We start from the raw sequence: 23,821 nt of genomic DNA, 5'->3' as shown, positions 1-23,821 counted from the left end.
CGAGATGAGCACTGCTTGAGGAGGAGTCCCGTCCATCGGTTGTTCGCGAGATGTTCACGCGGCACGTCCTGGCGGGAGTCACGACAGTACAGGCCTGCTGGTGCCCAGGCAAATCGATTCACGCGTATGGTCTAGTCCACCGGTCTAGTCCACTAGTCTCCGTGCCAAAGGACCAGCCCGGATCAGGACCAACATCGGGCGAACCCGAACATCCTGTGACATATCCTTCTGAGAGTACGCCGTTCGCGACAGGTAGTGACGGCGACACGAAGAAGCCCCACCCCTGGGAGGCCCCCATGACCAGCGTGACGTCCCCACTTGCCGGGCAGGCCATCGGACTCGCGGCAGTGCCCGATCCGGTGTTCTCCGGCGCGATGGTGGGTCCGGGCACCGCCATTGATCCCGTGCGCGAGCCCTCGGAGGCGGTGGCTCCCGTGGACGGTGTGGTCGTCTCCCTGCACCCGCACGCGTACGTAGTAGTCGACGCCGAGGGTCACGGTGTACTCACGCACCTCGGGATCGACACGGTCCAGCTCAACGGCGAGGGCTTCGAGCTGCTCGTCAACAAGGGCGACACCGTGACCCGTGGTCAGGCCGTCATCCGCTGGAACCCCGCTGCCGTCGAGGCCGCCGGCAAGTCCCCGATCTGCCCCGTCGTGGCGCTCGAGGCGACCCCCGACTCCCTCTCCGAGGTCGTCGAGTCCGGGGACGTGAAGGCTGACGACGCTCTCTTCAGCTGGCAGTGACACGTCCGCCCGCACAGGCGCGGGCGAGTCGGACATCCACCGCGGCGGCTGGGCCCGCCGCTCAATCGGAGACGGGTGAAATGGAGACAACGCTGCGAGGCGTCGGCGTGAGCCACGGTGTGGCGATCGGCGAGGTTCGGCACATGGGTACGGCGGTTCTCGAACCGCCGGCGAAGCAGATCACCGCGGACGAGGCGGAGCGCGAACAGGGGCGCGCCCGTCAGGCCGTGAGTGCCGTGGCGGCCGACCTGATCGCGCGTGGCCAGCTGGCCGGTGGCGAGGCTCAGCACGTGCTCGAGGCCCAGGCGATGATCGCCGAGGACCCCGAGCTGATGGCTGACGTGGACCGGCGGATCGCCGTCGGCAGCACCGCCGAGCGCGGTGTGTACGACGCGTTCGCCGCCTACCGCGACCTGCTCGCGGGGGCCGGCGAGTACATGGCCGGGCGTGTGGCCGACCTGGACGACGTACGCAACCGGATCGTGGCGCGCCTGCTGGGCGTGCCGATGCCGGGCGTCCCGGACAGTGACGAGCCGTACGTACTGATCGCGCGGGACCTGGCGCCCGCCGACACGGCGCTGCTCGACCCGGCGCTCGTGCTCGGCTTCGTCACCGAGGAGGGCGGACCGACCAGCCACAGTGCGATCCTCGCGCGGGCGCTGGGCGTGCCGGCCATCGTGGCGCTGCCGGGTGCCGGTGAGATCGCCGAGGGTACGGTCATCGCCGTCGACGGCAGCACCGGCGACCTGTTCGTCGAACCGACGGCGGAGAAGCGGGCCGAGCTGGAGGCCGCCGCGGCCGAGCGGAAGGCGGCGCTGTCCGCCTCCTCCGGTCCGGGCGCCACCTCCGACGGTCACAAGGTGCCGCTGCTGGCCAACGTCGGTGGTCCGGCGGACGTGCCGGCGGCCGTGGAGGCCGGGGCCGAGGGTGTGGGCCTGTTCCGTACGGAGTTCCTCTTCCTGGACGACAGCAAGAAGGCTCCGTCCGAGGAGAAGCAGATCCAGTCGTACCGCAAGGTGCTGGAGGCCTTCCCCGAGGGACGTGTCGTCGTGCGGGTGCTGGACGCCGGCGCGGACAAGCCGCTGGACTTCCTGACCCCGGGCGACGAGCCGAACCCGGCTCTGGGCGTACGTGGTCTGCGCTCGCTGCTGGACCACCCGGACGTGCTGCGTACGCAGCTCACCGCGCTGGCGAAGGCGGCCGAGGGCCTGCCGGTCTACCTCGAGGTCATGGCCCCGATGGTGGCCGACCGGATCGACGCCAAGGCGTTCGCGGACGCGTGCCGCGAGGCCGGGCTGCGGGCGAAGTTCGGTGCGATGGTGGAGATTCCCTCCGCCGCGCTGCGGGCGCGCTCGATCCTGCAGGAGGTCGAGTTCCTTTCGCTGGGGACGAACGACCTCGCGCAGTACGCCTTCGCCGCCGACCGCCAGGTGGGGGCCGTGTCCCGGCTCCAGGACCCGTGGCAGCCGGCGCTGCTCGACCTGATCGCCATGTCCGCCGAGGCGGCCAAGGCCGAGGGCAAGAGCTGTGGTGTCTGTGGTGAGGCCGCTTCGGACCCGCTGCTGGCCTGTGTGCTGACCGGTCTGGGTGTCACCTCCCTGTCGATGGGTGCCGCTTCCATTCCGTACGTGCGGGCGACGCTCGCGAAGTACACCCTCGCGCAGTGCGAGCGTGCGGCCGCGGCCGCGCGCGCCGCCGACAGCGCCGAGGAGGCCCGCGTGGCCGCGCAGGCGGTGCTGTCCGGCGAGTAGCCGTCAGCGTGTTCGACGATCGAGGGGCCTTCGCCGGTGGCGGGGGCCCCTCGGTCGTCCTCCCCCGGGGTGTCCCCCTCTAGTGGTGGGGGCCGGAGGTGTCCACCTCGTAGCCGGGGCAGTATTCGACGCCCGGTTCCGGGGCCACGGGGTCGCCGGTGTCGGCGTCCGTGCAGTAGGCGTCGAAGACGGCGGCCGCGGTGAGGGTGACCAGGCGGCCGCCGTCCAGGCGCCAGCCGTGGACCCGGTCCCGGAATCCCTCGGTGGTGCTGCGCAGGACCAGGCCGCCGGCGCCGCCGAGGGCGATGCCGGCGGCGAGGACGGTGGTGAAGTCGAGGCCCTCCCGGCCGTCGACGCGGGGGCCGGCCCCGGGGTCGTCGGGGACCTGCGCGTGCAGGACGGCGACGAGCTGCTCCTCCTCGGCGGGGATGCTGCAGACGAGGTGGTGGTGGCCCGGGCCGGCGCCCGTGATCAGGCGCCGCAGGATGTGGGTGGCGCGTTCGAGGGAGGACCGGCCGATGTCCTCCCCGCAGTCGGCGCAGGTGCCGGCTCCGGCGAGGAGCATGGTGGCGTACTCCCATGTGGCCTGCCGGACGGCCTCGTCCACGAGGAGCGGTGCCAGTTCCTCGATGGGCTGGCCGGTGTAGGGCAGGGCCCCGGCGCCGGCGGCCAGTTCCGCGGTGAAGCGGGTACGGGTGCCCGCGCTGTCCGGGTCGAGGCCGTGGTCGGCGCAGTAGTCGGCGTACTCCTCGGGGTCGAAGAGGGCGACGGTCGTGTGGATGCCCTGGGCGGTGAGGGAGCGCAGGACGGCGTCCATGTGGTGGAGGTAGTCGGCGTAGTCGTCGCGGTGGTCGAACGCGAAGCTGGCGTAGTCCCGCATGGCCGCGAAGTCCCCGGCGTCGGCGAGGAGGCCGACGGTGCTGGGGACCTCGCGGCGCAGCTCACGGCAGCGGCCGGTGTCCGGTGTGGGTGGGGTGGGTGGGGTGGTCGGTGTGTTCTTCATTTGTCCCCCTGAGTGGTGCGATGGCTTGCTCACTCAGAGTAATCGTGGGGACTGACAGTCACTTCCGGGTGCGGGCCAGCTCCTCGTAGAAGGCGAGGAGTCCCGGGTTGTCGACCGAGCCGGGGTTGACCGCCTTGGCCAGGGGGGTGCCCTGGAGGAGGCGCTTGACCGGGACCTCGATGCGCTTGCCGGTCAGGGTGTGCGGGACCGCCGGGATCTCGATGACCTCGTCCGGGACGTGGCGCGGGGAGAGCTGCTCCCGGATCGCGGTGCTGATCTTCTTGCGGAGGGCCTCGTCGAGGGTGGCGCCGGGGGCGAGGTGCACGAAGAGCGGCATCCAGTAGCCGCCGTTCGGCTCCTCCAGGCCGATGACCAGGGATTCCTTGATCTCGGGGAGGCGCTCGACGACCTCGTAGATGTCGGCGGAGCCCATCCGGACGCCCTGCCGGTTGAGGGTGGAGTCGGAGCGGCCGTGGATGACGACGGAGCCCTGTTCGGTCATCGTGATCCAGTCCCCGTGGCGCCAGACGCCGGGGAACATCTCGAAGTAGCTCTCGTGGTAGCGGGCGCCGTCCGGGTCGTTCCAGAAGTGGACGGGCATGGAGGGCATCGGGCTCGCGACGACCAGCTCGCCGACCTCGCCCACGAGGGCCTTTCCGGCCGGGTCCCAGGCCTGGAGGTCCGTACCGAGGCAGGCCGCCTGGAGCTCGCCGATGTGGACGGGCAGGGTGGGGACGGCGCCGGCGAAGCAGCTGCAGACGTCGGTGCCGCCGCTGACGGAGGCGATCCAGAGGTCCTCGGCCACCTCGTCGTGGAGCCAGCGGAAGCCGTCGGGCGGGAGCGGGGAGCCGGTGGTCGCCACGCACTTGATCTTCGAGAGGTCGAAGTCGCGGGAGGGGTGGACCTCGGCCTTGCGGCAGGCCATGACGTAGGCGGCGGAGGTGCCGTAGAGGGTGGCTCCGGTGCGCTCGGCGATCCGCCACTGGGCGCCGGTGTCGGGGTGGCCGGGGCTGCCGTCGTAGAGGACGACGGTGGTGCCGGTCAGCAGGCCGGAGACGAGGAAGTTCCACATCATCCAGCCCGTGGAGGTGTACCAGAAGAACCGGTCCTCGGGGCCGAGGTCGCAGTGCAGGCCGAGCTGCTTGAGGTGCTCCAGGAGGATGCCGCCCTGCGACTGGACGATGGCCTTCGGCACGCCGGTCGTGCCGGAGGAGTAGAGGATCCACAGCGGATGGTCGAACGGGACCGCCTCGAAGACGGGCTCGGTGGCGGCGGAGGTCAGCTCGGACCAGGCCCGGGTGCCTTCGGGGGCGGGCGTGCCCAGCAGCGGGACGTGGACGACGGCGCGCAGCGAAGGGAGCTCGGCGCGCAGTTCGGCGACGGTCTCGCGGCGGTCGTGCTCCTTGCCGCCGTAGCGGTAGCCGTCGACGGTGAACAGGACGACCGGCTCGACCTGCTGGAAGCGGTCCAGGACGCTGCGGGCGCCGAAGTCGGGGGCGCAGGAGGTCCAGACGCCGCCGACGGCCGCGGTCGCGAGGAAGGCGACGACGGCCTCGGGGATGTTGGGGAGGTAGCCGCTGACCCGGTCGCCGGGGCGGACGCCGAGGGTGCGCAGCTCGGCGGCGAGGGAGCCGACCTGGCGGCGGAGCTCGACCCAGGTGACGGGGGTGGGCTCGTGGGTCTCGTCGACGTGGAGCAGGGCCGGGTCCTCGGCGCGGGCCGGGTCCTCGGCGGCGCGCAGGGCGTGCTCGGCGTAGTTGAGGGTGGAGCCGGTGAACCAGCGGGCGCCCGGCATGGAGCGGTCGGCGAGGACCGACTCGTAGGGGGTGGTGAACCGTACGTCGAACCACTCGGCGACGGCCTGCCAGAAGGTGTCGAGCTCGTCGACGGACCAGCTGTGCAGGGCCGGGTAGCCGCCGTCCGCCGGAGCGCCGAAGCGTTCGGCCGCCCATGCCTGGAAGGCGGTGATGCGGGCCGCCGCGATCCTGTCGGGGCTCGGGGACCAGAGGGGTTCCGGCTGGGTGGCTGAGGTCATGGGTCGGCTCCCGGTCAAGTCTGTGGCTCGCGCTTCGTGTGCGTACGGTGCCACCGCGGCGTAGGTGTGCGCGCGGCGGCTCACAGGGACCTTGCCATGTGATCGACATCCGCACCAGAGCTGTCCTGTGCGGTCGGGGTTGATCGTTTTCCGGGTGAACGGCAGCTGAACGCACCACGCCGGCCCTGGGGCCGGTGGCAGGGTGAGCGCCATGGACGGTCGTGAACTGGTGCGTGCGGTGAAAGAGATCGGTACGGCGCGGGGGCGGCGCGCCTGGCGCTCGGCGTGGCGCAACCGGCGGGCGGACGCGGAGGGGCTCCCGCGCCGGGGTGCGGAGCGGGCGCGGGTGCCGGGGCTGCTGGCGGGTACGGAGGCCCGGCCGGGCGGGGGTGTGCTGCGGTTCGCGCGGTCCGAGCTGCTGGTACGGGTGACCGTGGGCGGTGCGGTGTTCTGGGGCTGGGACGGGGCGGAGCCGTCGCCGTCGTACGCGGTGCCGGGCGGCGGGCCGGAGCCGGACCCGCGGGCGGTGCTGGAGCCGGACACCGGGGGCGGCTGGCGGGTGGTGTCGGAGCGGGTGACGGTGGCGGTGTCGCGGCACGGGGCGGTGGAGGTGCGGACCCCGGGCGGGACGGTGCTGCGGCGGGAGCTGCCGCCGCGGTGGTGGGAGCCGGTGGCTCCGCCGGTGGGTGGGGTGGGGCCGGGTGCGGGGCCGGTGGGCGCGGGGCCCGCGGGTGGGGTGGGTGACGGTACGCGGCCGGTGGGCGGGGCGCGGTGGTTGCAGCGGGCGGAGGTGCCGGCGGACGCGCGGTTCTTCGGGCTGGGCGGGCGGGCGTCGGGGCCGCGGCTGCGGGACGGGGAGTACCGGCTGTGGAACACCGATCCGAAGGGCGGGTTCGGGGCGGGGACGGACCCGCTGTACATCACGATGCCGGTGCAGTTGGTCGTCGCGGACTCCGGTACGCATCTGGCGTTCTACGACAACTCCTGGGACGGGAATGTGGTGCTGCGCGAGGGTGAGGAGGGAGCCGGATCGGGGGCCGACCGGCCCGGGTCGAGCGAGCTGCGGCTGGAGGGCGGGCCGGCCCGGTGCTGGGTGCTGCTGGGGACTCCGGCACGGGTGCTCCAGGGGTGGTCGGGGCTGACCGGGGCGGCGGCCGTGCCGCCGGAGTGGGCGCTGGGGTACCAGCACGCGCGGTGGGGGTTCGGGAGCGCGGCGGAGGTGCGGCGGGTGGTGGCCGGGTACCGGGAGCGGGGGCTGCCGCTGTCGGCGGTGCACCTGGACATCGACCACTACGACGGGCACCGGGTGTTCACGGTGGACCGGGAGGCGTTCCCGGACCTGCCGGGGCTGGCGCAGGAGCTGGGGAGCCAGGGGGTGCGGCTCGTGTCGATCGTCGACCCGGCGGTGAAGGCGGGGGACGCGGTGCACACGGCCGGGCTGGCGGTCGGCGAGCACGGGGCGTTCGTACGGGACGCGCGGGGCGGGGAGGTGCGCGGCGAGGTCTGGCCGGGCGAGTGCGCGTACCCGGACTTCACGGATCCGGCGGCGCGGGAGTGGTGGGGCGGGCTGTACGAGGAGCGGCTCGCGCAGGGCTTCGCCGGGTTCTGGCACGACATGAACGAGCCCGTGTCGTTCGCGGCGTTCGGGGACGCGACGCTGCCGCGGTCGACGCGGCACGTGCTGGAGGGGCGCGGCGGGGACCACCGGGAGGCGCACAACGTGTACGCGCTGGGGATGGCGCGGGCGGGGTGGGAGGCGCTGGTGCGGCTGCGGCCCGCGGAACGGCCGTTCCTGTTCTCGCGGTCGGGGTGGGCGGGGATGCAGAGGTACGGGGGCACGTGGTCGGGGGACGTCGAGTCGAGCTGGGACGGGCTGCGGGCGTCGCTGGCGCTGGTGCTGGGGCTGGGGCTGTGCGGGGTGCCGTACTCCGGGCCGGACGTCGGGGGGTTCGGGGGGGCTCCGTCGCCGGAGCTGTACCTGCGGTGGTTCCAGCTGGGGGCGTACCTGCCGCTGTTCCGGACGCACGCGGCGATCTGGGCGGGGCGGCGGGAGCCGTGGGAGTTCGGGCCGGAGGTGGCGCAGCGGGCCGCGGAGGTGCTGGCGGAACGGGAGCGGCTGCGGCCGTACTTCGTGACGCTGGCCCATCTGGCACGGCGGACGGGAGCGCCGTACGTGCGGCCGGTGTGGTGGGGGGCGCCGGAGGACCGGGTGCTGCGGGACTGCGAGGACGCGTTCCTGCTGGGGGACGCGCTGCTGGTGGCCCCGGTGCTGGAGTGCGGGGCGGACCGGCGGGCGGTGCGGTTGCCGCGCGGGCGCTGGTACTGCACGACGACGGGGGCGGCGTACGAGGGGCCCGGGCAGGTGCTGTTCGAGGCGCCGCCGGGGCGGATGCCGGTGCTGGCGCGGGCGGGGGCGGTGCTGCCGGTGCGGCTTGGGGACGGGTCGGTGGGGCTGGAGGCGTGGGCGCCGGCGCGGGGGCGGACGGGGGGTGGGGTGGTGATCCGGGATGCGGAAGCGGAAGCGGCAGTGGGGGCGGGGGCGGGGTTCGGGGTGGGTGAGGTGGAGCGGTACACCGTGCGGTGGGTCGGGGACGCGGTGGTGGTCGAGGACGAGGCGGGGGTGGTGGTGGAGGGGGTTGTGGGGGGGGGGGTGTGAGGGGAGCGCGGGTTGGCGGGGGGCGGCCGGGCGGGGTGTCGTGGGCCGGGGTCGGGGGCGGGGTGGGGTGTCGTCCGGGGCGGGCATGATTTATGGCGCCTGAACGGGAGTGTGGTGGTACGGGGGCTTGCGCGCCACAAATCACGTTTTAGCCCCGGACGACACCCCACCCCGCCCCCGACCCCTCCGGTCACGTGGCGATGACCCCCTGTGTGCCTGGCATAGGTGGTGGGTGGGGTGGTGGGTGGGGTGGTGGGTGGGGGTTATAGGGGTGTCGTAGGGGGTGGTTGCAGGGTGGGCGGTGGTGTGGCGGGTGGGCCGTCGGGCCGGTGGAGTGGGAGTCAGAGATGGTGTTAATGAGCCCGGCGCGGGCGTACGCCGGGGAGCGGCGGGGCGGTGTCCGGCGGTGGGACCTGGCGCCGGGGGCCGAGGTGGTCGGGGCGTGGCAGTTGGTCACGGTGTGGGCGCTGCTGCTGGTGACGCGGGGTGCCGCCGGGGGTTCGGCGGCGGTGCTCGGGGTCGCGGCGTTGACCGCGGCGGCGGCCGGCTACCTGCACGGGCTGCTCGTGGTGAAGGCGGTGGCCGCGCTGGGCCGGTGGACCGCCCGGCTGAGTGCCTGGCCGGAGCCGGTCGCGGTGGCCGTGCTGGCGGTGGCGATGTCGGCGTTCCCGGCGGCGTTGGTGCACTGGTGGCTCGGCTCCCAGGCCCCGGGCTTCGGTCGGGTCTGGGCGTGGACGACGGCGAGTGCGGTGCTCCCGCTGCTGGCGGGGGTGCTCCTGCGCTCGCGCCGCGTCCCCGCGCGGGTGCTGTGGGGGCAGGGCGCGGTGGTCGCGGGGACGGCGGTCGGGGTGGTGGCGCTGGCGGGGCTGGTGATGGAGCTGCCCGTCTAGGCCGTCTCTTTCGGATCTTGCCGGTCAAGACCGCGTCGTCCGGTGCCGTGCATCGCCGCGGGGGCTGGAGTGCCAGCCCCCGCGTGGGCTCTCAGGCTGCGTTCGGGGGTACCAGTCGGATGGGGATCGCGTCGTAGGTGTTCATCAGGGTGTTCTCGGCGATCACCGGGTCGCCGGTGAACTCGATGCGCTCGACGGCGTCCAGGAGCGCGTGGATCAGGGCGTGCATCTCCAGGCGGGCGACGCCCTGGCCGGCGCAGTTGTGCGTGCCGTGGCCGAAGGCGAGGTGGTCGAGGGGGTTGCGGCGGAAGTCGAACTCGTCCGCGCGCTCCCACTTGCGCTCGTCGCGGTTCGCTGAGGCGAACAGGAGCCACACCCGGGCACCCTTCGGGATCGTGACGCCGCCGAGCTCCGTGTCGCGCGTGGCGACGCGGGTCAGGCCCCGGAGCGGGCTCTGGAATCTGAGCAGCTCGTTGATCGTGGACGAGACCAGTCCGGGCTGGGCGCGCAGCGCGGCCCACTGGTCGCCGCGCTGGGCGAAGGTGACGAGGAGGTGGCAGATCGCGGTGGCGGTGGTCTCCAGCGACGAGCCCATGAACTCGAAGAGGACGATCGGGCACTTCTCCTTGGGCAGGACACCTTCGTCGGCGGCCTCCAGCACGGCGGCGCCGGGGCTGCCGGGCTCGAACTCCCGGTTCGCCGCGAGCTCGTGGGTGAACTTGACCATCTCGATCATCTGCGCGGCCTGTCCCGCCGAGCGCTCCGTGGACGGGCCCAGCAGGTCGGTGCCGCCCTTGGCCCACTCGTACAGGTGCTCGCGGTTGCGTTCGGGCAGGCCGAGGAGGTCGGGTATGACCAGCATCGGCATCGCCTGCGCCACGTCCGTGACGCCGTCGATGTCGCCCTTGGCGATGAGGGAGGCGACCAGGTCCCGTGCCCTCTGCGCGATCTCCTCGCTGCGGGCGCGCACGGGGCCGGGCTGGAGCGGGGCGCCGACGACGGAGCGCATCAGGTCGTGCTCGGCCCCGTCGCTGACCAGGGCCGTGCCCTGCATCATCTGGTTCAGCTGGGGGTTGAAGCCCACGCCCTCGCCGGAGATGAAGGTGTCGTCGTCGGCCAGCGCGGCTTTCACCTCGTCGTAGCGGGTGACCACGTAGGCGTCCGGCTCGCTCAGCCGGACGACGGGGCCCAGGTCCCGCAGGGCCTGGTACTGCTCCTCGCGGGTGCGCTGGTCGGAGACGGCGAACAGGTCGATCTCCGTCAGGGGCGCTTCGGCCACGGGGTTCCTCCTCAGAGCTGCGGCGAATGCCGGGTGCAAGTGCGGTCTTGATCTTGCACCAAGAAAGTGTCGTGAAACAGCTCCTCCAGGTGAACCCGGGATCCCGGCGGGAAGGGAACGGGAACTCCGGCTGCTGTCTTTGTTTTGACGGTGCGTCAGATGTAGCGCCCCGCGAACCAGGTGGCCGCCGCTCGGGTGTGGAGGGGGAAGGCCAGTTCCGTGGGGGTGTGGAGGGTGTGCCAGCCCGTGGTCTCGTCGGTGGGGGCGGAGGGCGGGAGGGTGGCCGCCGGGCGCGGGGGCAGGAGGCCGAAGACGAGGAGGTGGCCCGCCGGGGAGGTCATGACGTCGGCGAGGGTGACCTCCGCGGCCGGGGCCACGATGCCGGTCTCCTCGCGGAGTTCGCGGACCACGGCCTCGCGCCAGTCCTCGCCGAAGTCCATGAACCCGCCGGGCAGGGCGACTCCGCCCAGGGCCGGTTCGATGGTGCGGGTGATGACCACCAGGCCGGTCCCGGAGGCGTCCTCGACCGGGACCAGGGCGACGGCCACCGGGAGCGGGTTGCGGTAGGTGACGGCGCCGCACGTGGCGCACGTACGGGGCCAGGAGGCGGTGTCGAACAAGGCTCCGCAGGTGGAGCAGTGCGAGTCCTTCAGGGGTGCCGGCATGCGGGGATGGTATGCCAAGGGGCATGCGGATGCTGGTGGTTGCGACGGTGTTGGCGGGGCTGGCGGTGCCCTCGGGGGCGCAGGAGCGGCTTTCGGGGTTCGTGGCGTTGCGGGACCTCGATCCGAGCATCGGGGAGGACGTGCGGTACGCGGGTCCGCGGAACTTCACGGGCTCGCGGGTGGACGGGTACGAGGAGCCGGTCTGCCTGCTGGCCCGGCCGGCGGCGGAGGCCTTGCGGCGGGCGCAGCGGGAGTTGCTGCGGTCCGGGTACTCACTGAAGGTGTACGACTGCTACCGGCCGCAGCGGGCGGTGGACCGGTTCGTGCGGTGGGCCGGGGAGCCGGACGATCCGGCGGTGAAGGCGGAGTACTACCCGGACGTGGACAAGGCGCGGCTGATCCCGGAGGGGTACATCGCGGCGCGGTCGTCGCACAGTCGTGGGAGCACGGTGGACGTGACGCTGGTACGGCTGCCCGTGCGCCGGGAGGTGGACATGGGGACGCCCTTCGACTTCTTCGGTCCGCTGTCCCACACCGATGATCCGCGGGTGTCGGGGGCGGCGCGGGAGAATCGCCGGCTGCTGGTGCGGGTGCTGGGCGGGCAGGGGTTCGTGAACCTGCCTGAGGAGTGGTGGCACTTCACGTTGCGGCCGGAGGCCTTCCCCGACACGGCTTTCGACGTTCCGGTGTCCCTCGCGGCCGGGCGGAAGTGGCTCGACCGGAACCGGTGACCTCTCACCTCTCCCGTGGCAGACTTCTGACGCTTCGTCAGATCTGGTTGTCGGGAGGGGTCTTGGAAAGCACACGCACACCCGTCGTGAGCGGGTGGTTCACCGGTCCGGGCGCGGAGGGCGGCTTCCGCCTGCTCGGGACCAGGTGTTCCGCCTGCACCGCGGTGTTCTTCCCGCGCGAGGACGCGTACTGCCGCAATCCGCACTGCCCCGGGGGCGGTGAGCTCGCCGAGGTGCCGCTGTCGCCGCGCGGCCGGGTCTGGTCCTGCACCGACGGCCGCTACCGGCCGCCGGCGCCGTACGTGTCCGACCCGGACGTGCCCTGGGAGCCGTACACGCTGGTCGCCGTGGAGCTGGAGACCGAGGGGATGGTCGTGCTCGGGCAGGCGGAGCCCGGGGTGACGGTGGCCGATCTGCCGGTCGGCGCGGAGGTCGAGGTGGTGCCCGGGGTGATGGACGGCGAGGCCGGGAGCGTCCGGACGACCTGGCGGTTCCGGCCGGTGGGAGGGGCCTCGTGAGCGCGGACGTGGCCGTGCTGGGGGCCGGCATGCACCCGTGGGGCAAGTGGGGGCGCAGCTTCGTCGAGTACGGGCGGGCCGCCGCCCGGGCCGCGCTCGCCGACGCCGGGCTGGAGTGGACCGACGTCGGGTCGGTCGTCGGCGCCGACACCGTGCGCTGCGGATATCCGGGCTACGTCGCCGGGGCCACCTTCGCGCAGGCGCTCGGCTGGCAGGGCGCCCGGGTGACCAGCGTGTACGCGGCCTGCGCCTCCGGGGCCCAGGCCATCGGGGCGGCGCGGGCGCAGATCCTGGCCGGGCTGGCGGACGTGGTGCTGGTGGTGGGCGCCGACGCCGCGCCCAAGGGGTTCTTCGCCCCGGCCGGGGGTGAGCGGCCCGACGATCCGGACTGGCTGCGGTTCCGGGTCCTGGGGGCCACGAACCCGGCCTACTTCGGGCTGTACGCCCGCCGCCGGATGGCGCTGCTCGGGGACACGGCCGAGGACTTCGCGCTGGTCAAGGTGAAGAACGCGGCCGCCGGGGCGCTCAACCCGAACGCCCGCTACCGCAAGGCCGTCACCGCCGAGGAGGTCGCGGCCTCGCCGGTGGTGGCCGATCCGCTGCGGCTGCTGGACATCTGCGCCACCTCCGACGGGGGCGCGGCCCTGGTGCTCTCCAGCATGGACTTCGCGCGGGCGCGCGGGGTGGCGGACCCGGTGCGGATCCGGGCGGTGTCCACGGTGACGCCCACGTATCCGCGTACGGTGCTGGACCTGCCGGACATCGCGACCGACTCGACGGTGGCCGCCGCAGGTGCGGCGGAGTCCTTCCGGGCGTCGATCGCCCGCGCCGCCTACGAGGAGGCGGGGCTGGGGCCGCGGGACCTGTCGCTGGCCGAGGTGTACGACCTGTCCACGGCGCTGGAGTTGCAGTGGTACGAGGACATCGGGCTCTGCGGCGAGGGCGAGGGGGCCAAGCTGGTCCGGGAGGGCGCGACGGCGCTCGGCGGGCGGATCCCGGTGAACACGAGCGGCGGTCTCGGCTCCTTCGGGGAGGCGGTGCCGGCGCAGGCCATCGCCCAGGTGTGCGAGCTGACCTGGCAGTTGCGGGGTACGGCCGGAGCCCGGCAGGTGCCGGGGGCACGGGCCGGGATCACCGCGAACCAGGGGCTGTTCGGGCACGGGTCGGCCGTGGTGGCCGTGCGCTGAGGGGGTGAACAGGGCCTGCTGTCCGCACTCTTGACGGACCCCGGTGGCGGGTTCACACTCGCTGCACAGTCCCGCGCCGTGACCGGGACCCCGTGTCCCCCCATGAGAGCCGCGGCCCGTACCCCAGTCGGCGGGGGTACGGGCCGCCTCCATGCCGGAGGTCGGTCGGCGCGGCCCGTCAGGCTCCGGCCGTGAGGCTGCGGCGGCGGGCCCTGGCCAGGGTCATCGCGTGTTCCACGACCCCCACCAGCACGTCCTTGACCGACTCCCGGTCGCGGGCGTCACAGAGCAGTACCGGTACCTCGGGGTCGAGGTCGAGCGCCTCGCGGACCGTCACCACCGGGTGGCGCTCGGCGCCGTCGAAGCAGTTGACCGCGACGACGAAGGGGATGCCGCGGCGTTCGAAGTAGTCGATCGCCGCGAAGCAGTCGGCGAGCCGGCGGGTGTCGGCCAGCACCACGGCCCCGAGGGAGCCCTGGGCCAGCTCGTCCCACAGGAACCAGAAGCGGTCCTGTCCGGGCGTGCCGAACAGGTAGAGCACCAGGTCCTCGCGCAGGGTGATGCGGCCGAAGTCCATGGCGACGGTCGTGGTGCTCTTGCCCTCCACTCCCCCGGTGTCGTCGATGCCGACGCCCGGTTCGGAGAGCCGTTCCTCCGTGCGCAGCGGGCGGATCTCGCTCACCGCGCCGACCAGGGTGGTCTTGCCCACCCCGAAGCCGCCCGCGACCAGGATCTTCAAGGTCAGCGGTTCGACCGGCGACACGGCATGCATCGCGCCGGTGCGGCTAGAGCGCCCGAAGGCCATCGATCACCTCACGCAGAATGGATTCGTCGGGCAGTTCGGCCGGCGGGACCGGCCGGGTCACATGGACCAGTTCGTCGTCGACGAGGTCACCGATCAGGACCCGGACGACGCCGATGGCCAGATCGAGGTCCGCGGCGAGTTCCGCGACGGACCGGTGGCGTTCCCGGCAGAGCCCGAGGATGTGGGCGTGTTCCGGGGACAGGGTCAGGTCCCACACCGGATCGTCGGCCGCCGCCTCGGCGACGACCAGGGCGATCAGGTCGAGGCGGTGCTGGCCGGCATGGCTGGTCCGGCCGCGGGTCATGGCGTAGGGGCGGACGACGGGGCCCGCTTCGTCGTCGAACCAGCGCTGATGGCCGGGTTCGGGCGTCGCGGCGGGCACCCCCGGGGTTGCGGGGGTGCCGGTGGGGTGGTCCTGGCCTGGGTCGCTCATGCCGTACGACTCACCCTCCGGCTGGCAGCCCGGTGCGCGGGGCGGTCGCCAGGTGGTCGCCTACGCGCTTGACCATCAGCGTCATCTCGTACGCGACCTGGCCGACGTCGGAGTCGGAGTCGGACAGGACGGCCAGGCAGCTGCCGTCGCCGGCGGCCATGACGAAGAGGAAGGCCTCGTCCAGCTCGACGACCGTCTGGCGGACCCGGCCGGAGTCGAAGTGCCGGCCGACGCCCTTGGCCAGGCTGTGGAAGCCCGAGGCCACGGCGGCCAGGTGCTCGCTGTCCTCCCGGGTGAGGTCCTTGGAGCTGCCGGTGGGCAGGCCGTCGCCGGACAGCACGACCGCCTTGCGGATGCTGGCGACCTTGTCGACGAGTTCGTCGAGGAGCCAGTTGAGCGGGCCGGAGCCACGGCCCCGGTTGTCGTTTCCGGTCTGCGGTGCGGTCATCGACCGTCCCCTTCGTTCTCGTGCGCGGGACCGCCGGCGGCGGAGGTGCCGTCCCCGGTCTCGGACTTCTGCTGTGCGTGGTGGTCGCGGCCCGCCGTCCAGCCCCGCTGGAGGGCGGACATGCGCCTGCGCACGTCCTCCGCGTCCCGGTCGGTCAAGGGCTGTTCGGGGGCTTCGGCCGCGGCGGCGGCCGGGGCGTCCTTGAGCTGGGGCGCGAGGCTGGCCTGGCGGACCCGGCGGGGCAGGCCGCCCGGTGCGGCGGCGCCGCCCGGCTCCGGGGGCGCGGGCCGCTCGGCGGCCGGGCGGGGCTCCACCCGGCGGCCGTGCTCCGCGACCAGGGTCGGGGTGGGGCGCCGGCGGGGCAGCGGGACGGCTCCGGAGGGGCGCACGCCGTCGGGGCGGGCGGTGTCCACGCGGGAGCGCTCCAGGCGGACCGGGCCGGTGGGCGCCAGCGGCTCCCGGTCCCGCTCGCGGTCGGCGCCCCGGGTACGGGCCGGGCCGCGGCCGGTGTCGGCCTCCTGGTCGGCGTCCCGGGCGCGGTCCCAGTCCCGGTGGCGGTCCGCGCTGCGGTCGCCGATCCGGTCACCCTTCCAGCCGCCCCGCTCGGGGTGCCGGTCTCCGTGGGGCCGGTCGCTGTGCGGACGCTCCGCGTGCGGCCGGTCCGGGTGGGGACGGTCCGCCGGGCGCAGCCCGAGCAGGGCGCTGCGCGGGATGCCGCCGGGCGGGGTCTCGTCGTCGAGGGTGGCCATGGGCGGGCGGCCGCCGACTCCGGTGAGGCCGGAGATCCCGGTGACCGGTCCGTCCAGGGCGGCGGGGTCCAGGGCGTCGGCGGGGTCCAGGCCGTCCAGGCGTCCGGGACCTTCCAGGCCCTCGATCCCGAGGAGGCCGAGCGGCCCCTCCAGCTCCACCGGGCCGTTCAGCGCGCCGGCGGGCAGCGGGCGGGCCTGCGGGGCGCTCTCGACGCCGGCGGGCGCGGGGCGGCGGCCGAGGCCCTTGGCGCCCGCGGCGGCCTTCAGGTTCTTGGCGCCCTTGGCCGCGGCGCCCCCCAGCCCGTCGAGGCGGATGCCGGTGCCGTTGGTGTCGGGGGCCTCGGTGAGCAGCTCGGCCGGGAGGAAGACCACCGCGGTGGTGCCTCCGTAGGGGCTGGGCTGGAGGACGACGCGGATGTTGTGGCGGCGCGCGAGGCGGCTGACCACGAACAGGCCGAGGCGGTCGGTGTCGGAGAGCTCGAAGTCCGGGGTCTCGGCGAGGCGGAGGTTCGCGTCGAGGAGCGCCTCCGGGTTCATGCCGAGGCCGCGGTCGTGGATCTCCAGGGTGAAGCCGTTGGCCACGCGTTCGCCGTGGACCTGGACGGCGGTGTGCGGCGGGGAGAACACGGTGGCGTTCTCCAGGAGTTCGGCGACGAGGTGGGTGACGTCGGCGACGGCCGGGCCCTCGATGCCCAGGCGCGGCAGGCGGCGTACCTCGATGCGCTCGTAGTCCTCGACCTCGGCCACGGCCGCGCGTACGACGTCCATGAGCTGGACGGGCTTGCGCCACTGGCGGGAGGGCGCGGCGCCGGAGAGGATCACCAGGCCCTCGGCGTGGCGGCGCATGCGGGTGGTCATGTGGTCGAGGCGGAAGAGGTCGGCGAGTTCCTCGGTGTCCTCGGTGCGCCGTTCCATGGTGTCGAGCAGGGTCAGCTGGCGGTGCAGGAGGACCTGGTTGCGGCGGGCGAGGTTGACGAACACCTCGGAGACGCCGCGGCGGAGCTCGGCCTGCTTGACGGCGGCCTCGACGGCGGCGCGCTGGAGGGTGTTGAGGGCCTGGCCGACCTGGCCGACCTCGTCCTTCTCGAACTCCAGGCGGGGTGCCTCGGTCTCCACGTCGACCGGTTCGCCGGCGGCGAGGCGGCGCATGACGGCGGGCAGCCGGACGCCGGAGGCCTCGTGGGCGTCCTTGCGGAGCTGCGAGAGGTCACGGACCAGGTCGCGGCCGATACGGACGGACAGGACGAGGGAGACGGCGAGGGCGATGAAGCCGAGGACTCCGGCGACGGCCGCCTGCACCATGACGCCCACCGCGACCGGCTCGACGCGCTTCTGGTAGCGGTCGCCGGCCTCGGTGCCCATGGTGGCGAGGTCGCCGAGGACCTTGTTGGCGGCCTCGTCCCACTGGGCGGGGGAGGCGGCGCGCGGGTTCTTGCCGGCGCCGCCGGTGATGAACCGTTCCTCCGCGTCGCGCAGCGCCTTGGTCTCGGGGCCGGCCCAGAACTGCTCGAAGACCTTGCGGTCGTCGGCGGGCAGGACGGCGAGGTCGAGCTCGTAGTGCAGGGCGCGCTTGGCGGCGAAGTCGGTGACCTGCCGGACGGCGACGGGGGTGACGTTGCCCGCGGCGAGGGCCGAGGCGATGACGGCGTCCTCGCGGGAGAGCGTCTCGCGGGCGCGGGTGACACCGACGAGGGCGCGGCCCTGCCGGTCCATCTCCACGTTCTCCAGGGCGTGGAGGTTCATCAGGAACTCGTAGCAGGGGTCGACGAGCCGGGAGTAGAGCTCCAGGGCCTGGCTCGGGTCGAGGGCGCCCGCGTCGACGGAGCGGCGCAGGGCGGCGATGCCGTGGAAGGCGTCGAGGATGGAGTGCAGGCGCTCCGAGGCCTGGGGGCTGAGCTCGTCGAGGACCTCGGGGTCCGCGGCGTTCGCGGTGATCTCGCGGACCACCCGGTCGGTGGCGGTGCGGCTCTTGACGAGTTCGGCGGTGGCGGAGACGGAGCGGGGGTCGCCGACGAGGACGAGGGTCTGGCGGCGTTCCTTCTGGATGACCCGGACGACGTCCTCGACGGGGTAGCCGACCTTGTCGATGACGTACGCGACGTCGAGCAGCTGCAGCGCCTCACGGCCGGTGATCACCGTGGCGAAGCCCCAGAGGGCGGTCAGGGAGACGAGCGGCACCAGGAGCAACGCCACGATCTTCCGGCGGATGGACTTCCCGCGAAAGCGCATGGCCTCCCCAGCCTCCCCCAGCTCAACCCCGTTGGCGGGGGTCGGTGTTCCGTCATTTAAACGGCGTGAGCCTACTACTGACACGGAGCGGCATCGAAGGCGTGTCCGGACGTTTTCGGCCTGACCCCTGGACGAAGATCACGAGTTGTCCGATACTTCCGGTCAAGTCCGGCCCGATATGTGGCAGATGACACTCCGTGAGGCGTCGGTTCCGACATCCGGATGGATGGCTGGAATTCTTCGTTCCGCGATGTGCGGGGGCGGCGGCCGGGTCCGGGACACGGGAATCTCCGGACGGCTCCGGTCGTCTGACAGGGCGTGGGGTCACGCGGGCATGGCGGACCGCGGGGCGGGAAGTGAGCGGACCATGAGGATGTACGAAGAGGACGGCTCCCCGAGCGAGGCGGCGGGGCGGGGCCTGTGGGTGGAGGAACCGGCGCGGAGGTACCGGATGCCGGATCCGGTACGGGCCTCAGCGGTGCGGGCGGTGCTGGTCGTCGCGGTGACGCTGACCGAGGCCACGATCACCTTCTTCCTCGCGGTGACCGGGTCGTGGCTGGCGTTCCCGATGACGCTCGGGGGGATAGCGGGGACGGTGCTGGCGACGTGGGCGGTACTGGACGTGCTGATCACCCGGCAGATGTGGAACCAGCGGTACGGGGTGCTGTCGGAGCCGAGCAGCGTCGCCGGGCCGGAACGGGCCCGGGCCGTGGCCCGGCCCCGCTGAGGGGTCCGGCCCCGCGGGGCTCCTGGGGCTCCGCCCCAGACCCCGCGCCTCAAACGCCGGCGGGGCTGGATGTGGCGTAGCCGTTCGTCCGCGGGTTCGTTGCCGGGGGCCAGCCCCCGGACCCCCGCTCCTCAAACGCCGGAGGGGCTGAATGTGGCGGGACCGGATCAGAGACGTGAGGGGGCGGGGACGGGGTGGGGTGTCGTCCGGGATGTAAAACGTGATTTGTTGGCGCGCGGTACCGCCCCACCAACGCAGCTTCGGATCGGGCGCCATAAATCATGCCTATCCCGGACGGCACCCCACCCCGTCCCCCCCCCCGCCCCCACCCCCGACCTCAGGAGCGGCGGAACATACGGGTCGCGGTGATTTCGCCGTGGATGGTTTCCTCGTCCGGGGCCTGGTGGGGCAGACCCGGGCGGAGGTGTTCCTCCACGCTGATGTACTTCAGGCCCGCCCGCAGGTCGGCGTCGTTGCGCAGGCGGATGACCAGCGGGAACTCCGCCAGGGCCGTGGTGTCGAAGAGGCCCGTGGTGTACAGGAGCTGGACGCCGAGGGCGTCGGACACCGCCCGCTGGAGCTCCAGCAGGTAGGTGGCGTTGGCGCGGCCGATGGGGTTGTCGAGGAAGAGCGTGCCCGCGTGCCGGTGCTTGTCGCGGCCCCGGTCGTTGCTGCGCAGGGCCGCCATCGTGCAGTAGAGGGCGATGGCGGCGGTGAGCAGCTGGCCGCCGGAGAACACGTCGCCCATCTGCCCGACCGGCACCCGCTCGGCGCGCAGTACGGCGTCCGGCTTGAGGATCTCCACGGAGATGCCCTTGGGCTCCAGCGCCGCCTGGACTCCGCGCAGCAGGAGGGACATGCCGTCGCGGCGGCCGCCCTCGCCGAAGGAGGCGGTGCTGTTCTTCTTGACGGCGGCCCGCGTGGCCTCGTCGATGACCTCGCCCAGGCGGTCGGTGAGGGTGGCCTGGTCGGGTTCCTCGAAGCGGATCCGCAGGAACTCCTGGCCCGACCATTCGCCGAGGCCCTCGGGGAGCTGGGACAGGCGCTGCGCCGAACGGAGCGTGGCCAGGGCCGATTCGACGAGGCCGCGCAGGCGGTCGACGATGCTGTCGCGGTTGCGTTCCAGCTGGGCCAGCTCGTCGGTGAGGACGCGCAGCCGGGGGGCGAAGGCGGTGGCCCAGGCCGCGGCGTGCTCGGGCAGGGCGGAGGCGGGCAGTTCGCGGATCTGCTGGCGCGCGGGGGTGCGTACCTGCTCGTAGCGGTTGGCGTTGGCGTGGCGGACCAGGATGTCGCTCGCCTCGCGCACCGCGGCCTCGGCGGCCGAGAGGTCGGCGGCGCAGGCGCGCAGGGAGCGCCGGGCCTCGGTCGCGGACTGCCGGGCCTCCTCCAGGCTGCCCGGGTGGGCGACGGGTTCCTGCTCGTCCTCCGGGTGGCTGTGGTCGCGCAGCAGGTCCCGCAGGAGGGCCGCGGTCTCGTCGAAGCCGCCGGCGCCGTCCTCGGCGGTGCGGTGGGCGCGCAGCAGGTCGGCGTGGGCGGCGCGGGCGGCCTCCACGGCGGCGGAGTGCGCGGCGAGCTGGGCGGTGGCGGTGCGCAGCAGGCCCTGGGCCTGTTCCACGTCGGCCGGGACCAGTTCCTCGGGCAGCTCGGTGTGGGCCTCGCCCTCGGCGGGGGCGTGCCGTTCGGCCTCGCCGCGCAGTCGGCCGAGCTGCTCGCTCGCGGTGGAGGCCCGGGTCTCCAGCATCTGTACGAGGGCCTCGGCGCGGGCGGCGGCGGCCTGCCGGGAGGGGCCGTCGGCGCCGTCGGTGCCTTCGAGGAGCTGGGCGGCGCGGGTGCGGACCTTGTTGGTGAGGCGGTCGAGTTCGGCGAGGGCGGCGCTCTCGTCGCTCTCGGCGCGGGCCTGTTCGGCGCGGAGGTCCGCGCCGACGCCGACCTTCTCGTACAGCTGGGACGCGGCGCGGTAGGCCTCGCGGAGGTCGGGCAGCGGGGCCCTGGGCGCCGTGTCGTCCTCGGGGAGGGCCTCGGGGGCTCCGGCGATCTCGGCGCGTTCGGCGCGCAGGGCGCGGGCGGTGCGGCGGGCGTCGTCGGCGGCGCGCTGGGCGGCGCGGCGGTCCTCGTCGGCGGCGCGGGCGCGGTCGAGGCAGGCTTCGGCGCGGGCCTCGGACTCGGCGGCCTCCTCGGCGAGTTCGCGTACCTTCGTCTGCCAGCCGGCGCGCTCGCGCAGGCGGTGGGCGAGGCCGGCGAGGGCGTCGGCGACGCGGCGGGCGCGCTGGGCGGTGTCCTGGCGCTCGTCGCGGACGCGGGCCGCGTCGGCGGCGGCCTCGTCCGCCTCGGCGCGTACGGTACGGGCCTCCGCCAGCTCGGCGTCGGCCTCGACGGCGAAGGCGCGGGCGGCCTCGGCGTGGCGGGTCAGCTCGGCGAGGCGGCCGGGCGGGCAGCCGTCGCGCCAGGAGGCCAGGCGGGCGGCGAGCTGGCGGTCGCCGGAGAGGCGGGCGGCGAGGTCGCGGATCTCGGTGTCGCGGTCGGTGGCGCGGGCACGCAGGGCCTGGCGTTCCTCGTCTGCGGCGCCCTCGTCGTGCATGGCCGGGTTCGGCGGTACGAGGAACACGGTGTCGGCCGTGTCACCGGCGGGCGGTACGGGCGCCAGCAGGGCCGCGGCCGTGCCGACGGCGACGGTGGAGCGGGGCAGCAGGGCGGCGCCGGAGAGCACCTCGCGGGCCCGGGAGTGGGTGTCGGGGTCGGTGATGACGACGCCGTCGACGAGTTCGGGGCGGGCGGCGAGGACGGCGGCGTGGTCGGCGGGGTCCACGGACTGGGCGAGGTAGCGCCAGCCGGGGAGGGCCGGGATGCCGTGTTCGCCGAGGTACTCGACGGTGGCGAGGACGTCGGGGCCGGGCGGCAGCAGGCCGCCGTCGCCGAGGGCGCCGAGGATGCGGGCGTCGTCGGCGGCGGCGGTGCGCAGCTCGAACAGCTGGCGTTCGGCCGAGCCGACGGTGTCGGTCAGCAGCCGCAGCAGCTCTTCGGCACCCCGGTCGAGGTCTTCGACGGTGAGCCCGCCGGAAGCCGCCGCGTCGGTGCGCGGGCCCGGGACGGGGCTGTCCGGGGCCTGCGGGAGGCCGAGGAGGGCCGCCAGGCGCGGTGAGGCGGCGAGGGAGGCTGCGGCCCGGGACTCGGCCTCGTGGGCGGCTTCGGCCGCGTCGGCGGCGTCCGCGGCACGGGCGGCGGTGAGCTCGGCGCGGGACTCGGCGGCGGCGGCCTCACGGGCGGCGTCGGAGGCCCCCCGCGCGGCGTCGCGGGCGGCGTCCCAGGCGGCCACGGCGCTCTTCTCGGCGTCGCTGGCGGCGAGTGCGGCGCGGGCCGGGTCGGCGTCGGGTGCGGTGTCGTCGAGCCAGCCGGCCCGGACGGCGTCGGCGGTCTCCTGTTCGACCTCGGCGAGGCGGCCGCGCAGGTGCTCGGCCTCGCTGCGGGCGCGCTGGGCCGCCGTGGCGGCGGAGGTGGCGTCGCGGTGGGCGGTCTCGCCGACGGCCTGGAGCTCGGCGGAACGCTCCTCCTCCTCGTTGGCGGCGTCCTCGCCGTGCTCGGCGGCGGTGTGCAGGGCCCGTACGAGTGCGGCGGCGGCGGTGGCGCGGGCGGCGAGCGCCGGGGCGGCGTCCCGTTCGGCCTCCAGGATGGCGGCGGCGACGCGCGCGGAGCGGTCGGCGGCGGCGCGGTGGCGCAGGACGGTCTCGGCGGCCTGCCAGGCGGCGTGCAGGGTGCGTGCTTCGAGGAGTTCGCGGCGCTGGGCGGCGGCGGCCTTGTCGGCGACGGTCAGGGCCAGCGAGGCGTGCCGGTAGGCCAGTTCGGCGGAGACGGCGGCGCTGCGGGTGCGCTGGGTCTCGGCGGCGGTGACCTCGTGGGCGGCGCCGGTGACGCGCTGGGCGAGGTCGGCGGCGCGGCCGCGTTCCGCGGTGGCCCGGGCGGACAGCCGCCGGGCGAGGCTGCGCGTACGGCGTTCGGCGCCGGCGTGGACGTCGCGGAGCCGGGAGCGGGTGGCGGCGGCTTCGACGATGCGGGTGAGGAGGTCCACCGACCCGGCGGTGAACTCGCGTTCCGCCATCAGTTCGGCGCGGCGGCCGAGCTTGTTGCCGAAGCCGTGGACGAGGTCGGCGAGGCCGTCGGTGTCGCGGGTGTCGGTGACGGCGCGCAGCAGGAGGTCGGTGAAGTCGGAGTCCTTCTTGACCGCGAAGAGGCCTGCGGCCTCGCCCTCGTCGGCATTCATCTCGCGCTGGTAGCGGAAGAGTTCGGGGTCGAGGCCGAGTTCGGTGAGGTGTTCGTTCCAGCGGTCGTGGATCTCCTCGAAGTACACCTCGAGGTGCGGGTACGCCTTGCCGGCCTCGGTGAGGGCGTCGCGGAAGCCCTTCATGGTGCGGCGGCGGCCCTGGGCGCCGGAGACGCCTTCGACGGGCGGGCGGACGGAGGTGGCCTCGGCGACGGGGAGGCTGTCGAGGCTGAGGCCGGGTCCGGGGCGGAAGGAGTACCAGGCCTCGGCGAACTTGCGGGGGTCGTTGGAGACCTGGCGGCCGCGCCATTCGCTGACCTTGCCGACGACCACGCACTCGCCGGTCTGGGTGTGCTGCCACTCCAGGGCGACGTGGCCGCAGTCGTCGGCGAGCAGGAACTTGCGCAGGACGCCGGAGCTGGCGCCGCCGAGGGTGTTGCGGTGGCCGGGGAGCATCACCGAGAAGATCAGCTTGAGCAGGACGGACTTGCCGCCGCCGTTCTCCAGGAAGAGCACGCCGGCGGGGGCGGGGCGCCGGGGCGGGCCGGTGGGCTCGTCCTCGAAGAACTCCGCCTGGGCGGGCGCCGGGTGGGGCACCGGCTCGCCGACTCCGCGCAGGTCGAGCACGGTGTCGGCGTAGCGTGCGCCGGCGGGCCCGATGGAGTAGAGGCGGATCCGGGACAGCTCGTACATGGCGGCGGACTCTCGTGGTGG

At 74.1% G+C, this 23,821-nt stretch carries 17 protein-coding genes; 8 read left to right on the top strand and 9 right to left on the bottom strand.

Annotated features, from left to right (window positions below):
- The first annotated feature begins 296 nt into the window (after positions 1-296).
- Together OOK31_RS29645 and ptsP are read left to right on the top strand one after the other, a co-directional pair.
- Positions 297-746 (top strand): PTS glucose transporter subunit IIA, encoded by a 450-nt coding sequence (locus OOK31_RS29645; protein WP_267090431.1) that lies wholly within the window; start codon positions 297-299, stop codon positions 744-746.
- An 80-nt stretch (positions 747-826) separates the two neighbouring features.
- Positions 827-2,497: a phosphoenolpyruvate--protein phosphotransferase gene (ptsP, locus tag OOK31_RS29640; RefSeq protein WP_267090430.1), complete on the top strand. Its 1,671-nt coding sequence runs from the start codon at positions 827-829 to the stop codon at positions 2,495-2,497.
- A gap of 79 nt (positions 2,498-2,576) precedes the next feature.
- Here the strand turns inward: ptsP and OOK31_RS29635 are convergent, their stop codons facing one another.
- Complete coding sequence (locus OOK31_RS29635; RefSeq protein ID WP_267090429.1) at positions 2,577-3,500, bottom strand: hypothetical protein; 924 nt, start codon at positions 3,498-3,500, stop codon at positions 2,577-2,579.
- A 58-nt stretch (positions 3,501-3,558) separates the two neighbouring features.
- A complete protein-coding gene (locus OOK31_RS29630; RefSeq protein ID WP_267090428.1) occupies positions 3,559-5,535 on the bottom strand; it encodes an acetoacetate--CoA ligase in 1,977 nt (658 codons plus the stop codon).
- Positions 5,536-5,746: 211 nt separating this feature from the next.
- Between OOK31_RS29630 and OOK31_RS29625 the strand changes: the two genes are divergently transcribed.
- Both OOK31_RS29625 and OOK31_RS29620 read left to right on the top strand, forming a co-directional pair.
- Complete coding sequence (locus OOK31_RS29625) at positions 5,747-8,191, top strand: TIM-barrel domain-containing protein (RefSeq protein WP_267090427.1); 2,445 nt, start codon at positions 5,747-5,749, stop codon at positions 8,189-8,191.
- Between the two features lie 347 nt (positions 8,192-8,538).
- Entirely contained in the window at positions 8,539-9,081 is a 543-nt protein-coding gene (locus tag OOK31_RS29620; RefSeq protein ID WP_267090426.1) for a hypothetical protein, read from the top strand.
- Between the two features lie 91 nt (positions 9,082-9,172).
- On the opposite strand, the gene OOK31_RS29615 is transcribed toward OOK31_RS29620, so the two are convergent.
- Both OOK31_RS29615 and OOK31_RS29610 read right to left on the bottom strand, forming a co-directional pair.
- Positions 9,173-10,360, bottom strand: a complete 1,188-nt coding sequence (locus OOK31_RS29615) for a cytochrome P450 (protein ID WP_267090425.1) — start codon at positions 10,358-10,360, stop codon at positions 9,173-9,175.
- 155 nt (positions 10,361-10,515) lie between these two features.
- Positions 10,516-11,025: an NUDIX domain-containing protein gene (locus OOK31_RS29610; RefSeq protein ID WP_267090424.1), complete on the bottom strand. Its 510-nt coding sequence runs from the start codon at positions 11,023-11,025 to the stop codon at positions 10,516-10,518.
- 29 nt (positions 11,026-11,054) lie between these two features.
- On the opposite strand from OOK31_RS29610, the gene OOK31_RS29605 reads away from it, so the two are divergent.
- From OOK31_RS29605 to OOK31_RS29595, 3 genes are all read left to right on the top strand, one after another.
- A complete protein-coding gene (locus tag OOK31_RS29605; protein ID WP_267090423.1) occupies positions 11,055-11,756 on the top strand; it encodes a M15 family metallopeptidase in 702 nt (233 codons plus the stop codon).
- Positions 11,757-11,818: 62 nt separating this feature from the next.
- Positions 11,819-12,274 (top strand): Zn-ribbon domain-containing OB-fold protein, encoded by a 456-nt coding sequence (locus OOK31_RS29600; RefSeq protein ID WP_267090422.1) that lies wholly within the window; start codon positions 11,819-11,821, stop codon positions 12,272-12,274.
- Positions 12,271-13,461, top strand: coding sequence for a lipid-transfer protein (locus tag OOK31_RS29595; RefSeq protein ID WP_267090421.1), 1,191 nt, complete (start codon positions 12,271-12,273; stop codon positions 13,459-13,461). The genes OOK31_RS29600 and OOK31_RS29595 overlap by 4 nt, the downstream gene beginning before the upstream one ends.
- Positions 13,462-13,639: 178 nt before the next feature.
- Here OOK31_RS29595 and OOK31_RS29590 read toward each other — a convergent pair whose 3' ends face one another.
- From OOK31_RS29590 to OOK31_RS29575, 4 genes are read right to left on the bottom strand one after another with little or no spacing between them, the layout of a single operon-like run.
- A complete protein-coding gene (locus tag OOK31_RS29590; protein WP_267090420.1) occupies positions 13,640-14,266 on the bottom strand; it encodes an ATP/GTP-binding protein in 627 nt (208 codons plus the stop codon).
- Positions 14,247-14,699, bottom strand: coding sequence for a DUF742 domain-containing protein (locus OOK31_RS29585; protein WP_267090419.1), 453 nt, complete (start codon positions 14,697-14,699; stop codon positions 14,247-14,249). The genes OOK31_RS29590 and OOK31_RS29585 overlap by 20 nt, the downstream gene beginning before the upstream one ends.
- Before the next feature lie 10 nt (positions 14,700-14,709).
- Positions 14,710-15,147 carry a roadblock/LC7 domain-containing protein gene (locus OOK31_RS29580; RefSeq protein WP_267090418.1) on the bottom strand — a complete coding sequence of 146 codons (438 nt, stop codon included), beginning with the start codon at positions 15,145-15,147 and terminating at the stop codon, positions 14,710-14,712.
- Positions 15,144-18,125, bottom strand: a complete 2,982-nt coding sequence (locus tag OOK31_RS29575; RefSeq protein ID WP_267090417.1) for a nitrate- and nitrite sensing domain-containing protein — start codon at positions 18,123-18,125, stop codon at positions 15,144-15,146. Before OOK31_RS29575 ends, OOK31_RS29580 begins: the two co-directional genes overlap by 4 nt.
- A 367-nt stretch (positions 18,126-18,492) precedes the next feature.
- Here OOK31_RS29575 and OOK31_RS29570 point away from each other — a divergent pair, with 367 nt between their 5' ends.
- A complete protein-coding gene (locus tag OOK31_RS29570) occupies positions 18,493-18,852 on the top strand; it encodes a hypothetical protein (RefSeq protein ID WP_267090416.1) in 360 nt (119 codons plus the stop codon).
- A 337-nt stretch (positions 18,853-19,189) separates the two neighbouring features.
- Here the strand turns inward: OOK31_RS29570 and OOK31_RS29565 are convergent, their stop codons facing one another.
- Positions 19,190-23,800: a hypothetical protein gene (locus tag OOK31_RS29565; protein WP_267090415.1), complete on the bottom strand. Its 4,611-nt coding sequence runs from the start codon at positions 23,798-23,800 to the stop codon at positions 19,190-19,192.
- Positions 23,801-23,821: the final 21 nt, after the last annotated feature.

Source organism: Streptomyces sp. NBC_00249 (assembly GCF_026342355.1).
Taxonomy (GTDB): Bacteria; Actinomycetota; Actinomycetes; order Streptomycetales; family Streptomycetaceae; genus Streptomyces.
This window is presented reverse-complemented; position numbering and strand designations above follow the sequence as displayed.